The sequence below is a fragment of the Streptomyces bobili genome, from assembly GCF_002154575.1.
Classification (GTDB): Bacteria; Actinomycetota; Actinomycetes; order Streptomycetales; family Streptomycetaceae; genus Streptomyces; species Streptomyces bobili.
This window is the reverse complement of sequence record NZ_MUBA01000272.1, coordinates 25,388-42,908: the sequence shown is the minus strand read 5'-3', so window position 1 is coordinate 42,908 and position 17,521 is coordinate 25,388. Positions and strand designations below refer to the sequence as shown.

Below are 17,521 nucleotides of genomic sequence, written 5' to 3'. Positions count from 1 at the left end.
CTCCAGGCCGTCCCAGAGGCGTACGCCCCGGCCGAGCAGGAGCGGGACCACCACGACGTGCAGGTGGTCGATGAGTCCGGCGGCGAGGAAGTCGCGGATCGTGCTGGGCCCGCCACCGATACGTACGTCCTGGCCGCCCGCGGCCTCACGGGCCGTCCGGAGCGCCTCGGCGGGGGAGGTGTCGAGGAAGTGGAACGTCGTGCCGCCCTCCATCTCGATCGAGGGGCGGGGGTGATGGGTGAGGACGAAGGCCGGGGTGTGGAAGGGCGGGTTGGCACCCCACCACCCCTTCCACTGCGGGTCCCCGTGCCAGCCGGGGTGGCCGAACTTTCCCGCGCCCATGATCTCGGCACCGATGCCGGGCGTGAACTGCCGTACGTAGGCGTCGTCGAGGCCGCTGGTCCCGCCGGGCCGGTCGGTCATCTCGTGCCACCACCGGGTGGCGAACATCCACTCGTGCAACCGTTCGCCGGCGTGGCCGAACGGCGCGTCGAGGCTCTGACCCTCACCGGTGGCGAAGCCGTCGAGCGAGATGGAGAAGTTGTGGACGCGGGCGAGTGACATGGCGGGCGACTCCTTTGCTCCTGTGGACCGAGCGTCGTCGGATCCACTCGGTCATGCGCCGATGATGGCTGCCCCAGGGCTCCGCTCCTAGGGTTCCTGGACCCAGGTGTGTCGGCAGCGCACGGCGAGGGCCGCGATGTCGTCGTCCAGCCTTCCGCCGCCGTAGCGGAGCAGGGCCGTGTGGAGCTGGTCCAGCAGTTCACGGGGCGGTGCCGAGCCGTGTCGCCGCATCCAGTCCGGCAGGGGGAAGAACTCGCCGGTGCGATCGCGGGTCTCCGTGACGCCGTCGGTGTAGACCAGCATCTGGTCGCCCGGGGTGAAGGCGACGGTGTCGACGTGGTAGTGGTCCCCGAGCAGCGCCGCGAGGTTGAGTGGCGTGGAGGCCTGCGCGGGTTCCAGCACCTGGACCCGCCCGTCCCGTACGAACACCGGCGGCGGATGCCCGCAGTTGAGGATCTTGACGTGTCCGCCGCCGTGCGGGATCTCGGCGATCAGAGCGGTGGCGAAGTGCTCCGGTTGATCGTCGGCGGGGATCGCGACGCTGTAGCGGGTCATGGTGATCTGCAGACGGCGGATGAGCCCCGTCAGGTCCGGCTGGTCGTACGCGTTCTCCCTGAAGCAGTTGGTCACGGCTGCGGCCGCCCCCACCGCGGACAGCCCCTTGCCGCGGACGTCACCGATCAGCAGGCGGACTCCGTACGGCGTGTCCGCCGCCTCGTAGAAGTCACCTCCGATCCGGGCCTGCTCCTGGGCCGCCAGGTAGAGCGATTCGATGTCGACGTCCTGGATACGGCGTGGCAGCGGGCGCAGCAGCACCGTCTGGGCCGCGTCCGCGACGAGCCGGACCTGGAAGAGCATCTCTTCTCGCCGGAGTCGCAGGTGGCTCGCGTACGCGGCGGCGAGGGTGACGGCGGCGATGGCCGCAGCCGTGTAGGGCGTCCCCAGATCGGAGTGGAAGAAGCTGACACCGACCATGACCAGCAGGCAGAACGCCCCCAGCAGGACCGTCGGCAGCACGGGCCACATCGCGGCCGCGAGGGCGGGCGCCGCGGGCAGAAGGCGGCTGAAGGCGATCTCCCTCGGAGTGGAGGCTGCCAGGCCGGTGATGAGGAGGGTGACGAGGACCGGAGACAACAGCACGATCTGCCGCTGTCCACCGTAGCGACGGTGGTGGCGCCGGTGCTGCCCTGACCTCATCACAAAATGGATCGTATCGGGATGAAGTGCGCGGCGGTGCGGTCCGCCACTCTCCGCCACTCTCCGGCCGGCGGTCGTCGGTGCGGGTGCCAAGGGTGCGGGTGCCCGGGGAAAACCGGATGACCGGTGAGGACGCCGCTCCGTACGATCGGGCGTCGCTCATTCCGCCCTCGCGTCTCTGATCGGTCACCGAATGACATCCCTGGTCCCTGGCGTGCTGCGTGACGAGCCGCAGTTCGCCCGCCTGTTCATCGGGCAGTCCCTGTCCGTGCTGGGGGACCGGGTGTCGTTCGTGGCCGTGCCCTTCGCGGTGCTCTCGGTGGGCGGGTCCGCCTCGGACGTCGGGCTCGTGGCCGCCTCGGGGCTGCTGCCCATGCTGCTGTTCACCCTGGTGGGCGGGGTCTGGGCGGACCGCTTCCGGCGGCATCGCATCATGCTGGTCTCCGACGTGGTGCGGTGCGCCGTCCAGGCGCTCATCGCCGTGCTGCTGCTGACCGGCGTCGCAGAGGTTTCGCATCTCGTCCTGCTGATGATCGTGTTCGGCACGGCCGACGCGTTCTTCATGCCGGCTGCCACCGGGCTGGTGCCACTGGTCGTCGGGCCGGACCGGCTGCGGGAGGCCAACGCGCTGCGCGGGTTCGTCCTCTCGTCAGGGCTGGTGATCGGTCCAGCCCTGGCCGGCGGTCTGGTCGCGGTGGCGGGACCGGGCGGTGCCCTCGCCCTGGACACCCTGACCTTCGCCGTCAGTGCCGCGTTCCTGGCCCGGCTGACACCGCGCGAGACGGCACCGGAGGCGGTGAAGGACATGGCCGGGGGGACGTTCCTCGCGGACCTGCGCGCCGGCTGGGTGCAGGTCCGCGGCCGGACATGGGTGTGGTCGGCCATGGGCGCCATGTCGGTCTACCACGTGGTCGTCCTGCCGTCGGTGTTCGTGCTGGGACCCGTACTCGCCGAAAGGGAATGGGGCGGTGCCGCGAGCTGGTCGGTGGTGGTCGCGGCCTTCGGGATCGGCTCCGTCGTCGGAGACGTGTGCGCCTACCGGCTCAAGGTCGCACGTCCCATGGCCCTGGCCGCCGCGGCGCTCGCCGTGGCGTCCTGTCAGGCGGTCATCATCGGGTCCGGCGGCTCGCTCGCGCTGATCGCGGTCCTCGAAGCGGTCACCGGCGTAGCCGTCTCCCTCTTCTTCGTCCTGTGGGAGACCTCGCTGCAGACGCACATACCCCAGGCCGCCCTGTCCCGCGTCAGTTCCTACGACTACCTGCTGTCGGCGGGACTCATGCCGCTCGGCCTGGTGCTCGCCGGCCCGGTGTCCGAGTCCCTCGGTGTGCGGCCCACCCTGTACGCCATGACGTTTCTCGCGGTGCCCGCCGCCCTGGCGCTGCTGTGCGTCCCGGCCGTCCGACGCCTCCCGGCGCATGCCGTTGGCACCGGGAGCGGCACCGGTGGCGTCCGGACCGCTGCCGCGGCCGGCCCGCCCTGATACGCCGTTCGGTCGATGTGCCGACCAAACTCTTGTTGGACATTGTGCTTCGGGTGAATGGATATCTGTAGCCGCGAGGTGAGAGTTTTGCCGACCATGCGGTGAGAGATTTTGTCGCGACGGGCGGAGCGGAATTGCTCAACGAGCACAGGCCGTTCCGGCGTGCTACTGTCTATCTCAGTTGCAGTTGTGGTTCCCAAAACTTCAAGTGCCCTCACCCTGTTCGTTCGGGTGGGAGCACTTTTGTATGCCGGTTGTTTTTCAGGCGGGGTAATCATTGCGGCGACACGGCGTCCGCGCAGTGCGGATTCCGATGCATTGCCCCAAAGGAGATATGACATGGCTGCTGGTACCGTGAAGTGGTTCAACGCGGAAAAGGGCTTCGGCTTCATCGAGCAGGATGGTGGCGGTCCGGACGTGTTCGCCCACTACTCGAACATCGCCGCTCAGGGCTTCCGCGAGCTGCTCGAGGGCCAGAAGGTTACCTTCGACATCGCGCAGGGCCAGAAGGGCCCGACGGCCGAGAACATCGTTCCGGCCTGACGCACACTCTGCAGCTGGGGCCCGCATCCTTCGGGGTGCGGGCCCCAGCTGCACCCGTCTCCCGCGGTGGGTCCACCCGCGGGACGACCCGGCAGAATCAGGGGCGCACGCTTCGCGGCACCGCCCTCCACGACGCAGAAGCATCCCGAATCGCTGCACCGCAGTCGACTCCATGCCTTTACGTCCCCTTCAGGTATCTGAGCCCGCGTGTATTTCCGCCGGCCTGATTGCTCTCTTTTGCTACCGGTCCATACTTGTAATTCTCCATGCCGCTCATCGCTGCGGGAATTCCTTGATATGCGCGCCGCATCGAGGAAGGTTCCGCATGAACCGCACACACACGAACGACCGCTCGGCCCGCACGCGTAACGGCGGCGCCGACGCCGGAAGGGGCGGCAGTCGCTTCGCCTCGCAGGCACCGCGCCGTTCCGGCGGCTACGGCCGCCGGCCCGCCGCACCGCAGGGTGAGTTCGCTCTCCCCAGGACGATCACTCCCGCGCTGCCCGCCGTCGACGGATTCGCCGATCTCGCCATGCCTGAGCAACTACTGGCCGAACTCGGCAGGCAGGGTGTGACCACGCCGTTCCCGATCCAGGGCGCGACGCTGCCGAACTCCCTCGCGGGCCGTGACGTCCTCGGCCGCGGACGCACCGGATCCGGCAAGACCCTCGCCTTCGGCCTCGCCCTGCTCGCCCGCACCGCCGGACAGCGTGCCGAGCCCCGTCAGCCGCTGGGGCTGATCCTCGTACCGACGCGTGAACTGGCGCAGCAGGTGACCGACGCGCTCACCCCGTACGCCCGCTCGGTCAGGCTGCGGCTGGCCACGGTCGTGGGCGGGATGTCGATCGGCAAGCAGGCCGGTGCGCTGCGCGGCGGTGCCGAGGTCGTCGTCGCGACCCCGGGCCGGCTCAAGGACCTCATCGACCGTGGCGACTGCCGGCTGAACCACGTGGGCATCACGGTGCTGGACGAGGCCGACCAGATGGCCGACATGGGCTTCATGCCGCAGGTCACCGCGCTGCTCGACCAGGTGCGTCCGGAAGGGCAGCGGATGTTGTTCTCCGCCACCCTGGACCGCAATGTCGACCTGCTCGTACGCCGCTATCTGACCGACCCGGTCGTGCACTCGGTCGACCCGTCGGCCGGCGCGGTCACCACGATGGAGCACCACGTCCTGCACGTCCACGGCGCCGACAAGCACGCCGCCACGACCGAGATCGCCGCCCGCGACGGACGCGTGATCATGTTCCTGGACACCAAGCACGCCGTCGACCGCCTCACCCAGGACCTCCTCAACAGCGGAGTCCGGGCCGCCGCGCTGCACGGCGGCAAGTCGCAGCCGCAGCGCACCCGCACGCTGGCGCAGTTCAAGACGGGGCACGTGAGCGTGCTGGTGGCCACCAATGTCGCGGCGCGCGGCATCCACGTCGACAACCTCGACCTGGTCGTCAACGTCGATCCGCCGACCGACCACAAGGACTACCTCCACCGCGGCGGCCGTACGGCCCGTGCCGGCGAGTCCGGCAGCGTCGTCACCCTGGTCACCCCCAGCCAGCGCCGCGGCATGGTCCGCCTCATGTCGGACGCGGGAATCCAGCCGCAGACCACCCAGGTCCGCTCGGGTGACGAAGCCCTGAGCAGGATCACCGGCGCACAGACCCCCTCCGGCATCCCGGTCGTCATCACCGCACCGGTGTCCGAGCGTCCCAAGCGCGGCGCCTCCTCCCGAGGCCGGCGCCGCCCCTCCTCGGGGACCCGGCGCACGCCCGCGGCGGCCTGAACCTTCGTGACCCGGAAGCCGACCCATCTTCGCAGGAGGCACCTTTTGACGTTGGTTCAGACACAGCCCCGCCCGGTGAGCACCGACCTTCCGCACGGGACGGTCGGTGACATCCTGGACGCGGCGGAACCGCAGGTCTGTGACGACATGAGCGTCGAAGTGGCGCTTGCCGTCATGACGGCCGCACGCACGAGCCGACTGGTCGTCTGCGACCAGGACGGCCAGAGCACCGGCCTGGTCACCAGGACCGAACTCGCCGCCGTCCGCGACAGCTCCACCTACACGGACCGTGTCCGTCTGCGTGACATCCTCGGCGACCACGGTGTGCTCACCTCAGCCGTGAGCACTGCGGCCGAAGCCGGACACGCGACGCGCGAACCCCGGCCCCGTGCCCTGCCGGTGGCCTACGGGCACGGCGGCGCCCTGGGCGACCTCGCCCTCTCCCGCTGAACCGCCTCACCTCTGGCCGGACCGTTCTCCCCTTCTCACTGCGAGGCCCCATGCGCTGCGTCATCGCCCGTTTCCCCTTCGAACTCACCAAGAACGGTGTGCTGGAATCGATGAAGGGCGTCAAGCCCGAAGCGAGCACCGGAGAAACGGTGATCATCGGCCGCCGCCACTACCCCGTCAAGCAGGTCGGCCAGGTCATCACCCGCCAGGACCGCCGCGACTTCAGCGCCGCCGAAGTCCTCCGCGCCATGGCCCGCCTCGGCTTCACCTGCCGCACTCTCCCCGCGTCCGCACCCGCGTCCCTTCCCAGCCCGCTCCAGCAGGCTTCCGCGATGCTGGGCAGTCCCGTCACCGCCTGAGCGGCGGCGGTCTGTTGTGCTCCGCAGGGGCGGCGCGCCCGCGTGGCCGTGACCGTGATGGCCCAGTGGTGTGACGAGATGGGTTTGGGAGCGTTCGGGTGGTCCGTCGCCGGTTGTGCAACTGGAGACCGGGTGGGCCGCCTCCTGGACACCGAGCGAACGCCGAACGCTGGAGGTTGCATGCAGGAGTGGACGTACTCACCGACCGCCGTGACGGTGCCTCAGCTGATTCTCGACCCCTACCGCTGTGGCTTCGACGCGCATACGGCGTTGAACGGTGCGCAGACGGGAGGGCAGTGGGGGGACGAGGACTGGCGCGTACCCTCCCAGGCGGGGACCGAGGAGGAAGCACCGCAGGCCGCCCCCGACTCGGGCCCGCCGCGGGCGATGGCTGCGGCCGACCGCCGACGCCTGGAACTGCACGCGGCACTCGTCCGAGCGGGACTCGCGCCCGCGCCCGGGGACCTGCACGCCGTGGAAGCGCTGAGTACCCTCGACGACACCGTCAACGACGCCGTCCGACGCTGGATCGGCGCGTACTGAGCTGAGCCTTGCCGGGCTGCGAGCCGGGCAGGCGGCCGGGCCGGCACGGCCTCCGCCTTGTGAGCCGGCCGGACTTGGCCGCAGCCGTGGACACCGACCGCGGAGCGCAGGCTGGTGCGGTGGGCCGTGTACGGTGCCGCCGCAGCCGTCTGTGCCGTCCGGCGACTGTCGGGAGCGGAGCACCGCGGGGCCGGCGCGGGACGGGCGGTGGCCGCGGTCCGTGGGCGGTTGTGGGTGAAGACGGCGAGGCGCAGCACGGCGAAGCGTGCGACCCCGGCGAGGGCGGAGGCGGACAGGTAGACCGCCTGCTGGAGCAAGGCGCCGGGCGCTGCCACCAGTTGTTGCAGGACGAGCATGGCCACGCAGGTCAGCGTGTAGGCGGCTGCCGCGGACCCTGCCGACTGAGCATGCTGGCGCCGGGTCGCGGGTCTGCCCACGCCGAAGGTGAAGCGGGCGTGCAACTCGGTGGCGAGGAGCGTGGAGGCCACGGTGATCAGGGCGTTGGCCAGGACCCAGGGAATCCATGCGGCGAGGGCTGCCACGGCGAAGCCGGAGGTGATGCCCACCCCGCCGCCGAGGAGCGCGAAGCGGGCGAAAGCGGTGACGGCGCCGGGAGGCGACTGCTGCCGGCTCTGTGGTGTGTCCATGATCCGGCCCCCCATTGATGACGCTCGGTGTTTCCTGTTATGGAAACGCTACGTTGCGTTCATGGGGTGCGCAAAGCATTTGTTGCGCAGAATCATTAAAACTGCAGGTAGTAGTTGCGGCAAAATCGTTGCAATGGGTTGACGATAACGCAATGAGGGTGAGGGTGGATCATTGCAATGAGTTGAGGGTGAACGCTATCGCGGTGGTGACCCCCGGCCCAGGGTGATCGTGCCGAACCTGCTGACCGGGCTCCGGTGTCCGGCTCACCTCAGGGCACGCAGTTCGGCGATCCGGGCGTCGAGGTAGTCGCGGCAGAAGGCCACATGGTCCGCGTCCTGGTAGCCGCGGGGCCCGCACTCGGTCACGAGCAGCAGGCCGAGGTACAGCCCGTAGAGCGCCAGACGGTGGCGGAACGCGGGCCCCGAGCCGAACCGGCCGCCGGCCTCCGTGTAGCCCGCGACGAGCGCGCTGTCCGCGCCGGTGTCGCCTCCGAACGCCAGGGAGATCAGCTCGGCGGCCGGGTCACCCCAGAACGCGCGCTCGTGGTCGATGAGCCCCGTGACGCGGGCGGCGGATCCGTCGTCGGCCATGCGGACGAAGATGTTTCCGGGCCACAGGTCGAAGTGGACCAGGCAGGGTTCGGTGACCTCGTCGAGCGCGTACCCGCCGTCCGCCACCAGGGCGCGCACGTCGTCGGGAGGGACGCCCAGTGCGGAGTTCCAGCGGGCGGCGTCCTCCAGCATGGCCTCGACCATGGCGGTGAACGCTGTTCCCCAGTCGGCGGCGGACAGTGCCGACTCCGCGGCCGGGTAGCCGAACCGGCCGTCAGCGGGGGTCAGCCGGTGCAGACCCGCGACGATCCGGCCCAGCTCGCGACGCAGCGGCGAGGCGCTCTCGGGGGCGAGCTCGTCCGCGAGTTTGTCCCAAGGGGAGCCGTCCAGCGTGGAGATGACGAGGAATCCGTCTCCGGCGTGCAGGAGGTCGGGCATGGGCACGCCGCAGCCGGGGGAGGCCGCGGCGAGTCGGTAGACCATGGCCTCGGTCGCCATGATGCCTCGCTCGTAGCGCAGCACCGGCACGTCGTCGTGTGGGGCGAGCTTCACGACGGCGGGGCGGCCGTCGTCGAGCAGGACCCGGTACGCCGTGTTGAACCAGCCGTCCGTCAGCTCTGCGTCGACCCGGCATCCGATGCCCGTCGACTCGCGCAGCAGCGCGTCGAGTTGGGCCGGGGCCAGCTGGCGCTTGGTGTTGCTCAGCATGGCGTCTCTTTCCGTGATGGGAGCGCTGCCATGATGCCCGGAACCCGGCGGCGCGGACAACGGTCCCCTCACGTCGGGTCAGGGCTTCGGGCGCGACTGTCGGGAACGGACTGCCTCCGCTCGGTCGAGGAGCGTGTCCAGGACGATCGGGTAGGCGCTCAGGTTCATCCGGTCCGCCAGCAGGTGTGCGGTGGCGGCGATGTGCGGATGCGTCTCGGAGGGCAGACGGGCGTAGGTGGAGGTCCACATGTTCTCGTCCGCCCGCCTGGCCTCGTCCTTGACGGCCAGAGCGCCCGCGTCCAGAGCGGCGAAGGCCAGAGCCAGGTCGATGAACGCGTGGTACAGGCCGACGGCGTCCACGTCACCGAAGCCGGCGCCGCGAAGGATGCCGAGGATCGTCTCGTCCACCTCGATCTCCCGGGGACGGCCGGTGACGCGGCTGGCGGTCAGCAGGGCGGCCTGCGGGTGCGCGAGGTAGGAGGTGTGGATGGCCAGGCCGAGGGAGCGCAGATCGGCGCGCCATTTCCCGGAGGCCGTCCAGCTGTCGAGGGCGCGCCCCATCAGTTCCTCGCCGATGGCCCGGGTCAGGTCGTCCAGGCCGGCGAAGTACCGGTAGAGGGTGCTCGGGTCGGCGCCGAGGGCGGCACCGAGTCGGCGTGCGGTCAGACCGGCACTCCCGTGCTCGCGCAGCATCCGCAGCGCCGTCCGCACGATCAGCTTCTCCGACAGTACGGTGCCGCGGCGGGTCGGCCGTCGCCTGAGCCGTTCCGTCTCCGGAACCACCTTCTTGGGCATCGCGCCCTCCCTGGGAATCCCTTATGCCAACGCCGTAGACCTTAACCGTCGGGATCGTGTTGCATCGAAGTGGTCCTCGGGCGTTCGCCGGGACTGTCCCGATGAGAACGGTGTGAGATGCGTGTACTCCTCGTAGGTGCGGGCGGCGTCGGAACCGCCGCCACCCGTATCGCGGCCCGCCGTGACTTTCTGACCCACATGGTCGTCGCGGACTACGACCTGGCCCGTGCCGAGGCGGCCGTGACCGCGCTCGGCGACCAGGAGCGCCGGTTCAGCGCGCGCCGCGTGGACGCCTCCGACGAGGCGGCGGTCCGTCGGCTCCTCGTCGAGGAAGGCTGCGACGTACTGCTGAACGCGACCGACCCGCGGTTCGTCATGCCGCTTTTCAACGCGGCACTCGGCGCCGGCGCGCACTACGTCGACATGGCGATGTCGCTGTCCGTACCGCACCCCACCGCCCCCTACGAGCAGTGCGGGGTGAAGCTCGGCGACGAGCAGTTCGCGCTGGCGAAGGCCTGGGAGAGCGCCGGCCGTCTGGCTCTGGTCGGCATGGGCGTGGAGCCGGGCCTGTCGGACGTGTTCGCCCGCTACGCGGCCGATGAACTCTTCGACGAGATCGACGAACTCGGCGTCCGAGACGGCGCGAACCTCACCGTCGAGGGCTATGACTTCGCGCCCTCCTTCAGCATCTGGACCACGATCGAGGAGTGCCTCAACCCGCCCGTCGTCTACGAGAAGGGCCGCGGCTGGTTCACCACCGCACCCTTCAGCGAGCCCGAGGTCTTCGACTTCCCCGAAGGCATCGGCCCGGTGGAGTGCGTGAACGTCGAACACGAGGAGGTGCTCCTGATGCCCCGCTGGGTGGACGCCCGCCGCGTGACGTTCAAGTACGGCCTCGGCGACGACTTCATCGCCAAGCTCAAGACCCTCCACGCGCTGGGGCTCGACTCCACGGCGAAGGTCACCGTGCCGGGCGCGGACGGGCCGGTCCGGGTCTCCCCACGGGACGTCGTGGCCGCGTGCCTGCCCGACCCGGCCACGCTGGGCGACCGCATGAAGGGCAAGACCTGCGCGGGCACCTGGGTCAAGGGAACCAAGGACGGCGTCGCCCGGGAGGTGTACCTGTACCACGTCGTCGACAACGAATGGACGATGCGCGAGTACGGCTCCCAGGCCGTCGTCTGGCAGACCGCCATCAACCCCGTGATCGCCCTCGAACTGATCGCCAACGGTGGGTGGCAGGCAAGCGGTGTCCTCGGCCCCGAGGCGCTGCCGCCCAAGCCGTTCCTCGACCTGCTCGGCGCGTACGGGGCTCCGTGGGGGCTGCGCGAGGAGCACTGACCCACGCGTTCCTCAGGCCGAGCAAGGTGTCAACTGCGCGGTGAGTACACGACCTTGGGCTCCGGCGGGGGCGCCCTGTTCGTACCGATCGGCGGCATGCTGTGCGGTCAACGGGTCAACGGGTGATGGTGGTTCGGCGGACCGCCACTGCGGACGGGATGCCAGGGCGCGACCATCACCTGTGCCGGCATGGGGCTGGCATCGCCGGTGAGTTTCCAGCCTAGGGTGTCGCCCCGGCCGCGGCGCGACATGGTCCGGCGGGGGATGCCTCGCTACGCTCGCGGGCCCTCTGGGGGCCGGTAATCCGCCCCCAGCCCCATGCGGGTCACGCTTTCGAGCATCAGCAGTTCGAACAACGGCTCCAGGTCGGTGATCAAGGGGTTCAGGTGCTCGAACACCTCCAGCGCCACCTGTCCGTACAGGGTGCGCCAGCACGACAGCATGACGACCAGCGCGCCGAGAGGCATCTCCACGCCCGTGGCGGCGCGGTAGTCGGCGATCTGGCGGCGCATCGGTGGGGCGAGTTCGTCGTCGGCCAGGATGGGATAGGGGCGGGCCGCCCACAGGCGCATGTGCTCGGCGCCCCAGATGGTGGCGAGTTCCCGGACCCACTCGGCGGTCACGTCGGTGTGGGTCACACCCGCGGCCACGGTGGGTGTTCCGAACAGCAGACGGAACTCCTGGCGATGTGTCAGGGCCCAGTGGCGGAACACCCGGCACGGGGCGATCAGCCGGGCCGCGAAGTCCGTTTCACGCTCCGCCTCGATGGACTCCCGCAACTGATCCGTGAGTTCGGCGACGATGTCCCGGGCGGTGCGCCGCACGATGTCTCCGAGATCGTCGAAGTGGCGGTAGAGAGCCGCTGGGGTCACCCCCACCCGGCGGGCGATCTCGGCGAGCGTCAACGCCTCCACACCCTGCCGGGTGATGACCTCCCGCGCCGCCGCGCGGACGTCCCTGGACATCTGCCGCCGCAGTCGTTCGCGTCGGGTGGGGGCCGGCATCGTGCGGTCGCCCTCCTCCGGACGCTCACGCAGCACGACGAACACGTTGACCGTCTTCACGTCACCACCGCCGGTGATGTACTGCGTGCCACCGTGATGAGCCGCGTTGGTCTGCCCCGGCACGGCGGCCACCGTACCGGGGCCCTCGTGCCCTGCCTCGCCGTTCACCGCGGGCCGCGGCTTTCCGAGCCGACGATGATGGCCCCGCTCAGGGTGATGTGCTGTGTCCCGCCGTCGCGACAGATGTTCTGCTGTACGCGGGTTCGCCCGGACCCGGACCCGGACCGGGAGCGTGGCCGGTGCCCGGTCTCCCTCGCCGTGTCCGCCGTGCGGGTCCCCGCGACGTCCACGGCCGCACGGTCGAGGCGGCCTGACGCGGTGGGCTCCGGATCGATCCGTTCCCGGGCTGCCGGCGCCCCCCGGCCGAGCCGATCCGCGCACCGTAGTCGCACGGACCGCCAGATGTCCGTGGCCACGGTCCCCGCCACCGCCGCTCCTCCGGCTGTCGCCAGCCCCCACAACGCTTCCGAGAGCACTGTTCCTCCTGTCGAACCGCGGCACCGTGCGTACCGGTACTCCAGCAACGTTCGTGGGCGTCACTGAGTAACGGGCCATTACTTTGTTCGTGGCTGTCGCTCGGGTGTGTGAGGAGCATCCGCTTCGGCTCGGCGTACGCCGGCGGCTTGCCGGGGCGCAGGGGTACACGGGTGCAGGTCGGGCGTCGCCTCGCCCGTCCTGCCGTGCGTGCCGCGGCCGTACCCGACCCGATCGGGCACAGGATGTCGGGTTCACCGGGATGCGTGATGCCTAGCGTGGTGATCGTCAAAAGGAAGGAGGCCGGCGTGCTGGAGCGGCTCAACCAGAGCATGGAGCACATCGAGCGTCAGCTGGACCAGCCCATCGACGTGGCGGAGCTGGCGCGGATCGCGGCTACGTCGGAGTACCACCTGCGCAGGATGTTCTCCGCGTTGGCGGGGATGCCGCTGTCGGAGTACATCCGGCGCCGCAGGCTCACCGTCGCTGGTGCCGAGGTGCTTGTCCGCGACGAGTCGCTGCTGGAGATCGCGGTCCGCTACGGCTACGGCTCGGGTGAGGCCTTCGCGCGGGCGTTCCGTGCCATGCACGGTGTCGGGCCGGGCGAGGCCCGGCGCAGCGGAGCCGCGCTCGTCTCCCAGCCCCGGCTGACCTTCCGTCTCACCGTCGAAGGGAGCAGCAGCATGCTGTACCGCGTAGTGGACAAGCCGGCCTTCAGTGTCGTCGGCTTCAAGGCCCGGGTTCCCCTGGTGCACTCGGGGCCGAACCAGGCCATCATCGACTTCGTCCGCGGTATCGGGGCGCAGGCGATGGAGGGCCTGGAGAAGCTGTCGGACCAGGAGCCACAGGGTGTCGTCGCGGTCTGCGACGACCTGGACCCCAGCCGTGCCGAGGGCACCGAACTCGACTACTACCAAGCTGTGATCACGTCAGGCGCCGCCCCGGAGGGTGCGGCCGTCCTGCCGGTCCCGGCCGGGTCCTGGGCGGTCTTCACGACCTCGGGACCGGCGCCGCAGGCCATCCAGAACCTGTGGCGGGACGTGTTCACGCAGTGGTTCCCGTCGAACCCGTACCGCAGCCGCCCCGGCCCGGAGATCCTGCGAACCCGCCTGTCACCGGACAAGACGGAAGCCGATGCCGAGCTGTGGCTTCCGGTGGAGCGAGAACAGGGCTGACGAAAGCGCGTGGCTCACAGGCGCGGGTCGGTGTGAGGGTTTCGGCCGGACGGGGTCGGCCGAAACGCTCCTCCGGCGAGCGGGACCGGGGGAAGGCGATGCGGCAGTTCGCCGACGGCGCGGAGCTGACGGCCGGTGAGATTGGCGAGCGGGCGCGTGCCGAAGCCGTCGGCTGCTTCGCAACCACCTCGGTCGGGTGCGCAGGCCGAGCACATGACTTCGCTCCGCCGCCCAGGCGTGACGTCCGCGGATGGTCCGTGGTGGCACCGGTGCTGGGACAAGGGCTGCGCTACGAAGGGCGATCAGCCTGCGGATGCGGATGCGGATGCGGATGCGGAGAGGAGCACCGGTACCGTCCGCGAACCCGAGCCGAACTCCGCGCGCGCCAAATCGTTGCCGCGAGGGACGGGCTGCCGCTGGCGGAGACGTTGTCCGGCCGGACGCTATGACTCCGGGACGTGCCGGTGACCACCCGGCCGCGCCGCGATCCCGGGCAACCTGGCGGCCTTCCGCCGACTCGACCGGACACCAGGGCCGGATGGTAGTGCCGCGTGGGTGAAGGCGCCCGTGCCCTCGGCCGTGTGTGCGGGCCGACCGACGGGTGGGGTACGAGGATGTGCCGGACAACTGCCCTGACACCGGGAGCAGCCGGACAAGGAACACGGTACGGAGAGGCGAAGCGGACATGCCTTCCCCCCAATCGCCCGAATCCGATGGAACGCCTGTCGAGGGAGGGGGACCGGACAACACGCGTGGCCGTCGGCCGGACGAGCCGGACGGGCTGGACGAGGCCGTACTGGACGCCGTATTCACCCAATCGGCTGTGGGGCTGCACGTCCTGGACCGGGACCTGCGTGTCGTACGGGTCAATACCGTGGCCGCCGGGATGCGAGGCGTACCTCAGGAACAGGTCGTCGGCCTGACCGCGTCCGAGGCCTACGCGCCCTTCGCGGAGGGCGTCGACGAGCGTGTCCTGCGCGAGGTCCTGACAACCGGTCATCCGCGCAGGGAGGTCCTCGTACGGGGCCGGCCGCCGACGGATCCCGACCGGGAACACGTCTTCTCCACGTCGACGTTCCGGCTGACGGACCGGCGGGGCCGGACCATCGGTGTCGTCACCACGGCGGTCGACGTCACCCAGCGCGAACGGGCCGAGGGACGCCTGCGCCTGTTGCACGCCGTACGCGAACGCATCGGCCAGAGCCTCGATGTGCTGCGCATCGCGCAGGATCTCACCGACGTGACCGTGCCCGGGTTCGCGGACTCGGTGGTCGTCGCGCTCACGGACGACGTGCTGCGCGGTGAGGACCCCCATCTGTCGCTGAGGACCGTGGCCCCGCTGCTGCGATGCGCCGCCACCGCTGGATCCGACGGCGCAGGTGTCCTTCCCCGCGTCGGTACGATCCTGCTGCCCGGTCTCTTCGGCGAACGCCTGCCGGGCGAGCCGACGCTGCTACCCACCGAGTCCGAGGGGCGCGCGCTCCCCACCGCTCTGGTGGCGTCCTTCACGGTGCGCGGCAGACTCCTCGGCGCCGTCGCCTTCCACCGGCGGCCCACCACCAGCCCGTTCGAACCCGAGGACCTCCTGCTGGCCGCCGACATCACCGCCCGCACGGCGACATGCCTGGAGAACTCCCTGCGGTTCTCCCGCGAGCACATCGTGATGACCGCTCTGCAGAGCTGGCCCCGCAAGCAGCCCGAGACGACACGCAACGCCCTGGAGGTCTCCCAACGGCACCGCCACGAAGGCCACGGCGCCGGCTCGTGGTGCGACGTCATCCCGCTCTCCTCCGCGCGCGTGGCCCTGGTGGCGGGCAGGGTCGAGCAGTCCGGAGTGAGCGCCGTGGCGACGATGAGCCAGCTGAGGACGGCCGTGCACACGCTGGCCACCCTCGACCTGGAGCCGCACGAGCTCCTCGCCCGGCTCCACCTGACCACCCGCCGTCTCGCGCGCGAACAACGAGAGCTCTCCGACGTCGAGGAGCCCTCGGCCGGCTGCGCGATCGCCGTGCACGACCCGGTCAGCGGGCTGCTGGACATCGCACGGGCGGGAAACTGCTTCCTCGCACTCACACGGCCGGACGGCTCCGTGGAACCTGAGCCCCTGCCGGTCGGATCACTCCTCGGCGCCGACGGACCCCCCTTCCCGAGCAGGACCTACGTCCTTGAGCCGGGCAGTACGGTCTGTCTGGCCTCGCGGAGCACAGGAGCGTCCTCCCTCCCCGTGGAGGCGCTGACGAGAGCCCTGTCGCACCCCCAGCACCCGACCGAGACCATGGCCGACGCGCTGGAGGGGCTCCTCGGTCCCGAGGAGGTGCTTCTCGTCGCCCGCACCCAGCGCCTGCCGGACGACCATGTCACGGCCTGGGACCTGCCGGCGGATCCGGCCGCGGTGGCTGACGCCCGCCGTCTCGCGGGCCGCTGCCTGGAGCGCTGGGGGACCCCGGTCGACCGGTTCACCGTGGAACTGGTCGTCAGCGAACTGGTCACCAACGCCATCCGCTACGGCGCTCCGCCGATCGCCCTGCGGCTGGTACGGCAACCGCATCTGCTGACCTGCGAGGTCGAGGACGCCTCGATGACGGCGCCCTACCTCAGGCACGCCCGGGAGAGCGACGAAGGCGGCCGGGGACTCTACATCTGCGCCAGCCTCACCGACAGTTGGGGCACCCGTTACACGGCGAGCGGCAAAACGGTCTGGGCCGCCGTCGACCTCCCACAGCCGGAGACCGACCGGCGAGGCGGCGGACACGACGCACACATCCCCTGAGCCGTACCTTCCGGCGCCGGTGTCACGAGGGATCCGTCCAGCCGTTGCGCACGGCGTGGGCGCCGAGCTGCATCCGGGTCCGGACTCCGGCCATGTCCATGAGATGGCGCAGGCGCCGGTGCAGCGTGCGGGGTGACAGACCGAGCTGGGTCGCGGTCGTCAGGTCCGTCAGACCGGCCAGGAGCAGCGCGAGGATCCTGCGGTCCAACTCGGTCGGGCCGTGCGGGCCGACCTCGACGGGGGCTTCGGACCCGCCTTCCGTACCGGACAGCTCGAGCGGGTGAGCCGCACGCCACACCGTCTCGAACAGGGCGTCCAGCGCGTCCAGCAGGCCGCTTCGGTGCAGCAGCACCGCGCCCGGCTCCCCGGCCTCTGTCATCGCGAGCGGGACCAGGCCGAGGTCGGAGTCGGCCAGCACGAGCTTCATCGGCAGGTGATCGGCGACCCGCAACTGCACGCCGTTGCGCAGGGAATCGATCGCGTCGTGGACGATGCCCGGCTCCGCCAGTACGGCGCGGTCCAGCACGGCGCGGAAGCGCACCCCGCGGTCCAGCGCCATGGGCTCGGCCGTGTTCTCGTCGGGAGGCAGGGCGACGAACGGCGCGGTGATGAAGGAGCGGACCTGCGTGCGCGCCGCGTGCTGAACCTGGAGGAAGCGGTGACGGATGGCGTCGACGCCCGTGACGACCTCGATCAGGTCGCTGATACTGCTCCCGGTCATCGCCGCCCGGTGTTCTTCGGCGAAGGTCACCAGCGCGTGCTCGGCCATGCGAAGCCCGTCCCGGCGCTGGCTGATGAGCGAGCCGAGCGCCATGGCCGGCGGCGCGGCGGTGAACTGCTCGTCCGCCGACCTGATCACCAGTCCCCACCCGACCAGCCGGAACAGGGCCTCCTCCACAGCGGCTCGTGACAGGCCGAGCAGATCCGACAGCGGGACCGCGGTGGAATGCGGCCGTCCGAGCAGCGCCCGGTAGACGCACTCGTCCTCGGGTGCGAGGCCCAGGACATCCAGCATCGGCGACCGACTCCGTTCCGCTTGCGACAGCGGGGAGAGTATGTGCCATGACGGAGGATCCTGA

15 protein-coding genes and 1 pseudogene are annotated in these 17,521 nt (G+C 70.5%); 9 read left to right on the top strand and 7 right to left on the bottom strand.

Going from position 1 to position 17,521, the window contains the following annotated elements; genetic code table 11:
• Together BZL64_RS22180 and BZL64_RS22175 are read right to left on the bottom strand one after the other, a co-directional pair.
• Nucleotides 1–564, bottom strand: a 564-nt coding sequence (locus tag BZL64_RS22180) for a dihydrofolate reductase family protein (protein ID WP_086770946.1), incomplete at its 3' end; no start/stop codon positions are given.
• Nucleotides 565–651: 87 nt separating this feature from the next.
• Nucleotides 652–1,761 carry a PP2C family protein-serine/threonine phosphatase gene (locus BZL64_RS22175; protein WP_086770945.1) on the bottom strand — a complete coding sequence of 370 codons (1,110 nt, stop codon included), beginning with the start codon at nucleotides 1,759–1,761 and terminating at the stop codon, nucleotides 652–654.
• Nucleotides 1,762–1,954: 193 nt separating this feature from the next.
• Here BZL64_RS22175 and BZL64_RS22170 point away from each other — a divergent pair, with 193 nt between their 5' ends.
• From BZL64_RS22170 to BZL64_RS39885, 6 genes are all read left to right on the top strand, one after another.
• Entirely contained in the window at nucleotides 1,955–3,241 is a 1,287-nt protein-coding gene (locus BZL64_RS22170) for an MFS transporter (RefSeq protein WP_167396182.1), read from the top strand.
• A 339-nt stretch (nucleotides 3,242–3,580) separates the two neighbouring features.
• A complete protein-coding gene (locus tag BZL64_RS22165; protein ID WP_045556499.1) occupies nucleotides 3,581–3,784 on the top strand; it encodes a cold-shock protein in 204 nt (67 codons plus the stop codon).
• A 325-nt stretch (nucleotides 3,785–4,109) separates the two neighbouring features.
• Nucleotides 4,110–5,564, top strand: coding sequence for a DEAD/DEAH box helicase (locus BZL64_RS22160; RefSeq protein WP_086770943.1), 1,455 nt, complete (start codon nucleotides 4,110–4,112; stop codon nucleotides 5,562–5,564).
• Nucleotides 5,565–5,609: 45 nt separating this feature from the next.
• The gene (locus BZL64_RS22155; RefSeq protein ID WP_086770942.1) at nucleotides 5,610–6,014 is read left to right on the top strand and encodes a CBS domain-containing protein; all 405 of its coding nucleotides are present in this window, start codon (nucleotides 5,610–5,612) and stop codon (nucleotides 6,012–6,014) included.
• Between the two features lie 50 nt (nucleotides 6,015–6,064).
• On the top strand, nucleotides 6,065–6,373 hold the full coding sequence (locus BZL64_RS22150) for an SCO5918 family protein (protein WP_086770941.1): 309 nt from the start codon (nucleotides 6,065–6,067) through the stop codon (nucleotides 6,371–6,373).
• A gap of 180 nt (nucleotides 6,374–6,553) precedes the next feature.
• Nucleotides 6,554–6,916 (top strand): hypothetical protein, encoded by a 363-nt coding sequence (locus tag BZL64_RS39885; RefSeq protein WP_158101550.1) that lies wholly within the window; start codon nucleotides 6,554–6,556, stop codon nucleotides 6,914–6,916.
• Nucleotides 6,917–7,086: 170 nt separating this feature from the next.
• Here the strand turns inward: BZL64_RS39885 and BZL64_RS41260 are convergent.
• From BZL64_RS41260 to BZL64_RS22135, 3 genes and pseudogenes are all read right to left on the bottom strand, one after another.
• Nucleotides 7,087–7,563, bottom strand: a pseudogene (locus tag BZL64_RS41260) (GtrA domain-containing protein); the annotation flags it as partial.
• Between the two features lie 264 nt (nucleotides 7,564–7,827).
• Nucleotides 7,828–8,823 (bottom strand): phosphotransferase family protein, encoded by a 996-nt coding sequence (locus tag BZL64_RS22140; RefSeq protein WP_086770940.1) that lies wholly within the window; start codon nucleotides 8,821–8,823, stop codon nucleotides 7,828–7,830.
• Nucleotides 8,824–8,901: 78 nt separating this feature from the next.
• Nucleotides 8,902–9,618 (bottom strand): TetR/AcrR family transcriptional regulator, encoded by a 717-nt coding sequence (locus BZL64_RS22135; protein ID WP_086770939.1) that lies wholly within the window; start codon nucleotides 9,616–9,618, stop codon nucleotides 8,902–8,904.
• A gap of 117 nt (nucleotides 9,619–9,735) precedes the next feature.
• Between BZL64_RS22135 and BZL64_RS22130 the strand changes: the two genes are divergently transcribed.
• The gene (locus tag BZL64_RS22130; RefSeq protein WP_086770938.1) at nucleotides 9,736–10,959 is read left to right on the top strand and encodes a saccharopine dehydrogenase family protein; all 1,224 of its coding nucleotides are present in this window, start codon (nucleotides 9,736–9,738) and stop codon (nucleotides 10,957–10,959) included.
• Nucleotides 10,960–11,231: 272 nt separating this feature from the next.
• Here BZL64_RS22130 and BZL64_RS22125 read toward each other — a convergent pair whose 3' ends face one another.
• Nucleotides 11,232–12,086, bottom strand: coding sequence for a TetR/AcrR family transcriptional regulator (locus BZL64_RS22125; protein ID WP_244205438.1), 855 nt, complete (start codon nucleotides 12,084–12,086; stop codon nucleotides 11,232–11,234).
• A 719-nt stretch (nucleotides 12,087–12,805) separates the two neighbouring features.
• Here BZL64_RS22125 and BZL64_RS22115 point away from each other — a divergent pair.
• Together BZL64_RS22115 and BZL64_RS22105 are read left to right on the top strand one after the other, a co-directional pair.
• On the top strand, nucleotides 12,806–13,672 hold the full coding sequence (locus BZL64_RS22115; protein ID WP_086770951.1) for an AraC family transcriptional regulator: 867 nt from the start codon (nucleotides 12,806–12,808) through the stop codon (nucleotides 13,670–13,672).
• A gap of 685 nt (nucleotides 13,673–14,357) precedes the next feature.
• Entirely contained in the window at nucleotides 14,358–16,442 is a 2,085-nt protein-coding gene (locus tag BZL64_RS22105) for a SpoIIE family protein phosphatase (RefSeq protein ID WP_086770935.1), read from the top strand.
• A gap of 22 nt (nucleotides 16,443–16,464) precedes the next feature.
• Here BZL64_RS22105 and BZL64_RS22100 read toward each other — a convergent pair whose 3' ends face one another.
• A complete protein-coding gene (locus BZL64_RS22100; protein ID WP_086770934.1) occupies nucleotides 16,465–17,457 on the bottom strand; it encodes a helix-turn-helix domain-containing protein in 993 nt (330 codons plus the stop codon).
• Nucleotides 17,458–17,521 lie beyond the last annotated feature (64 nt).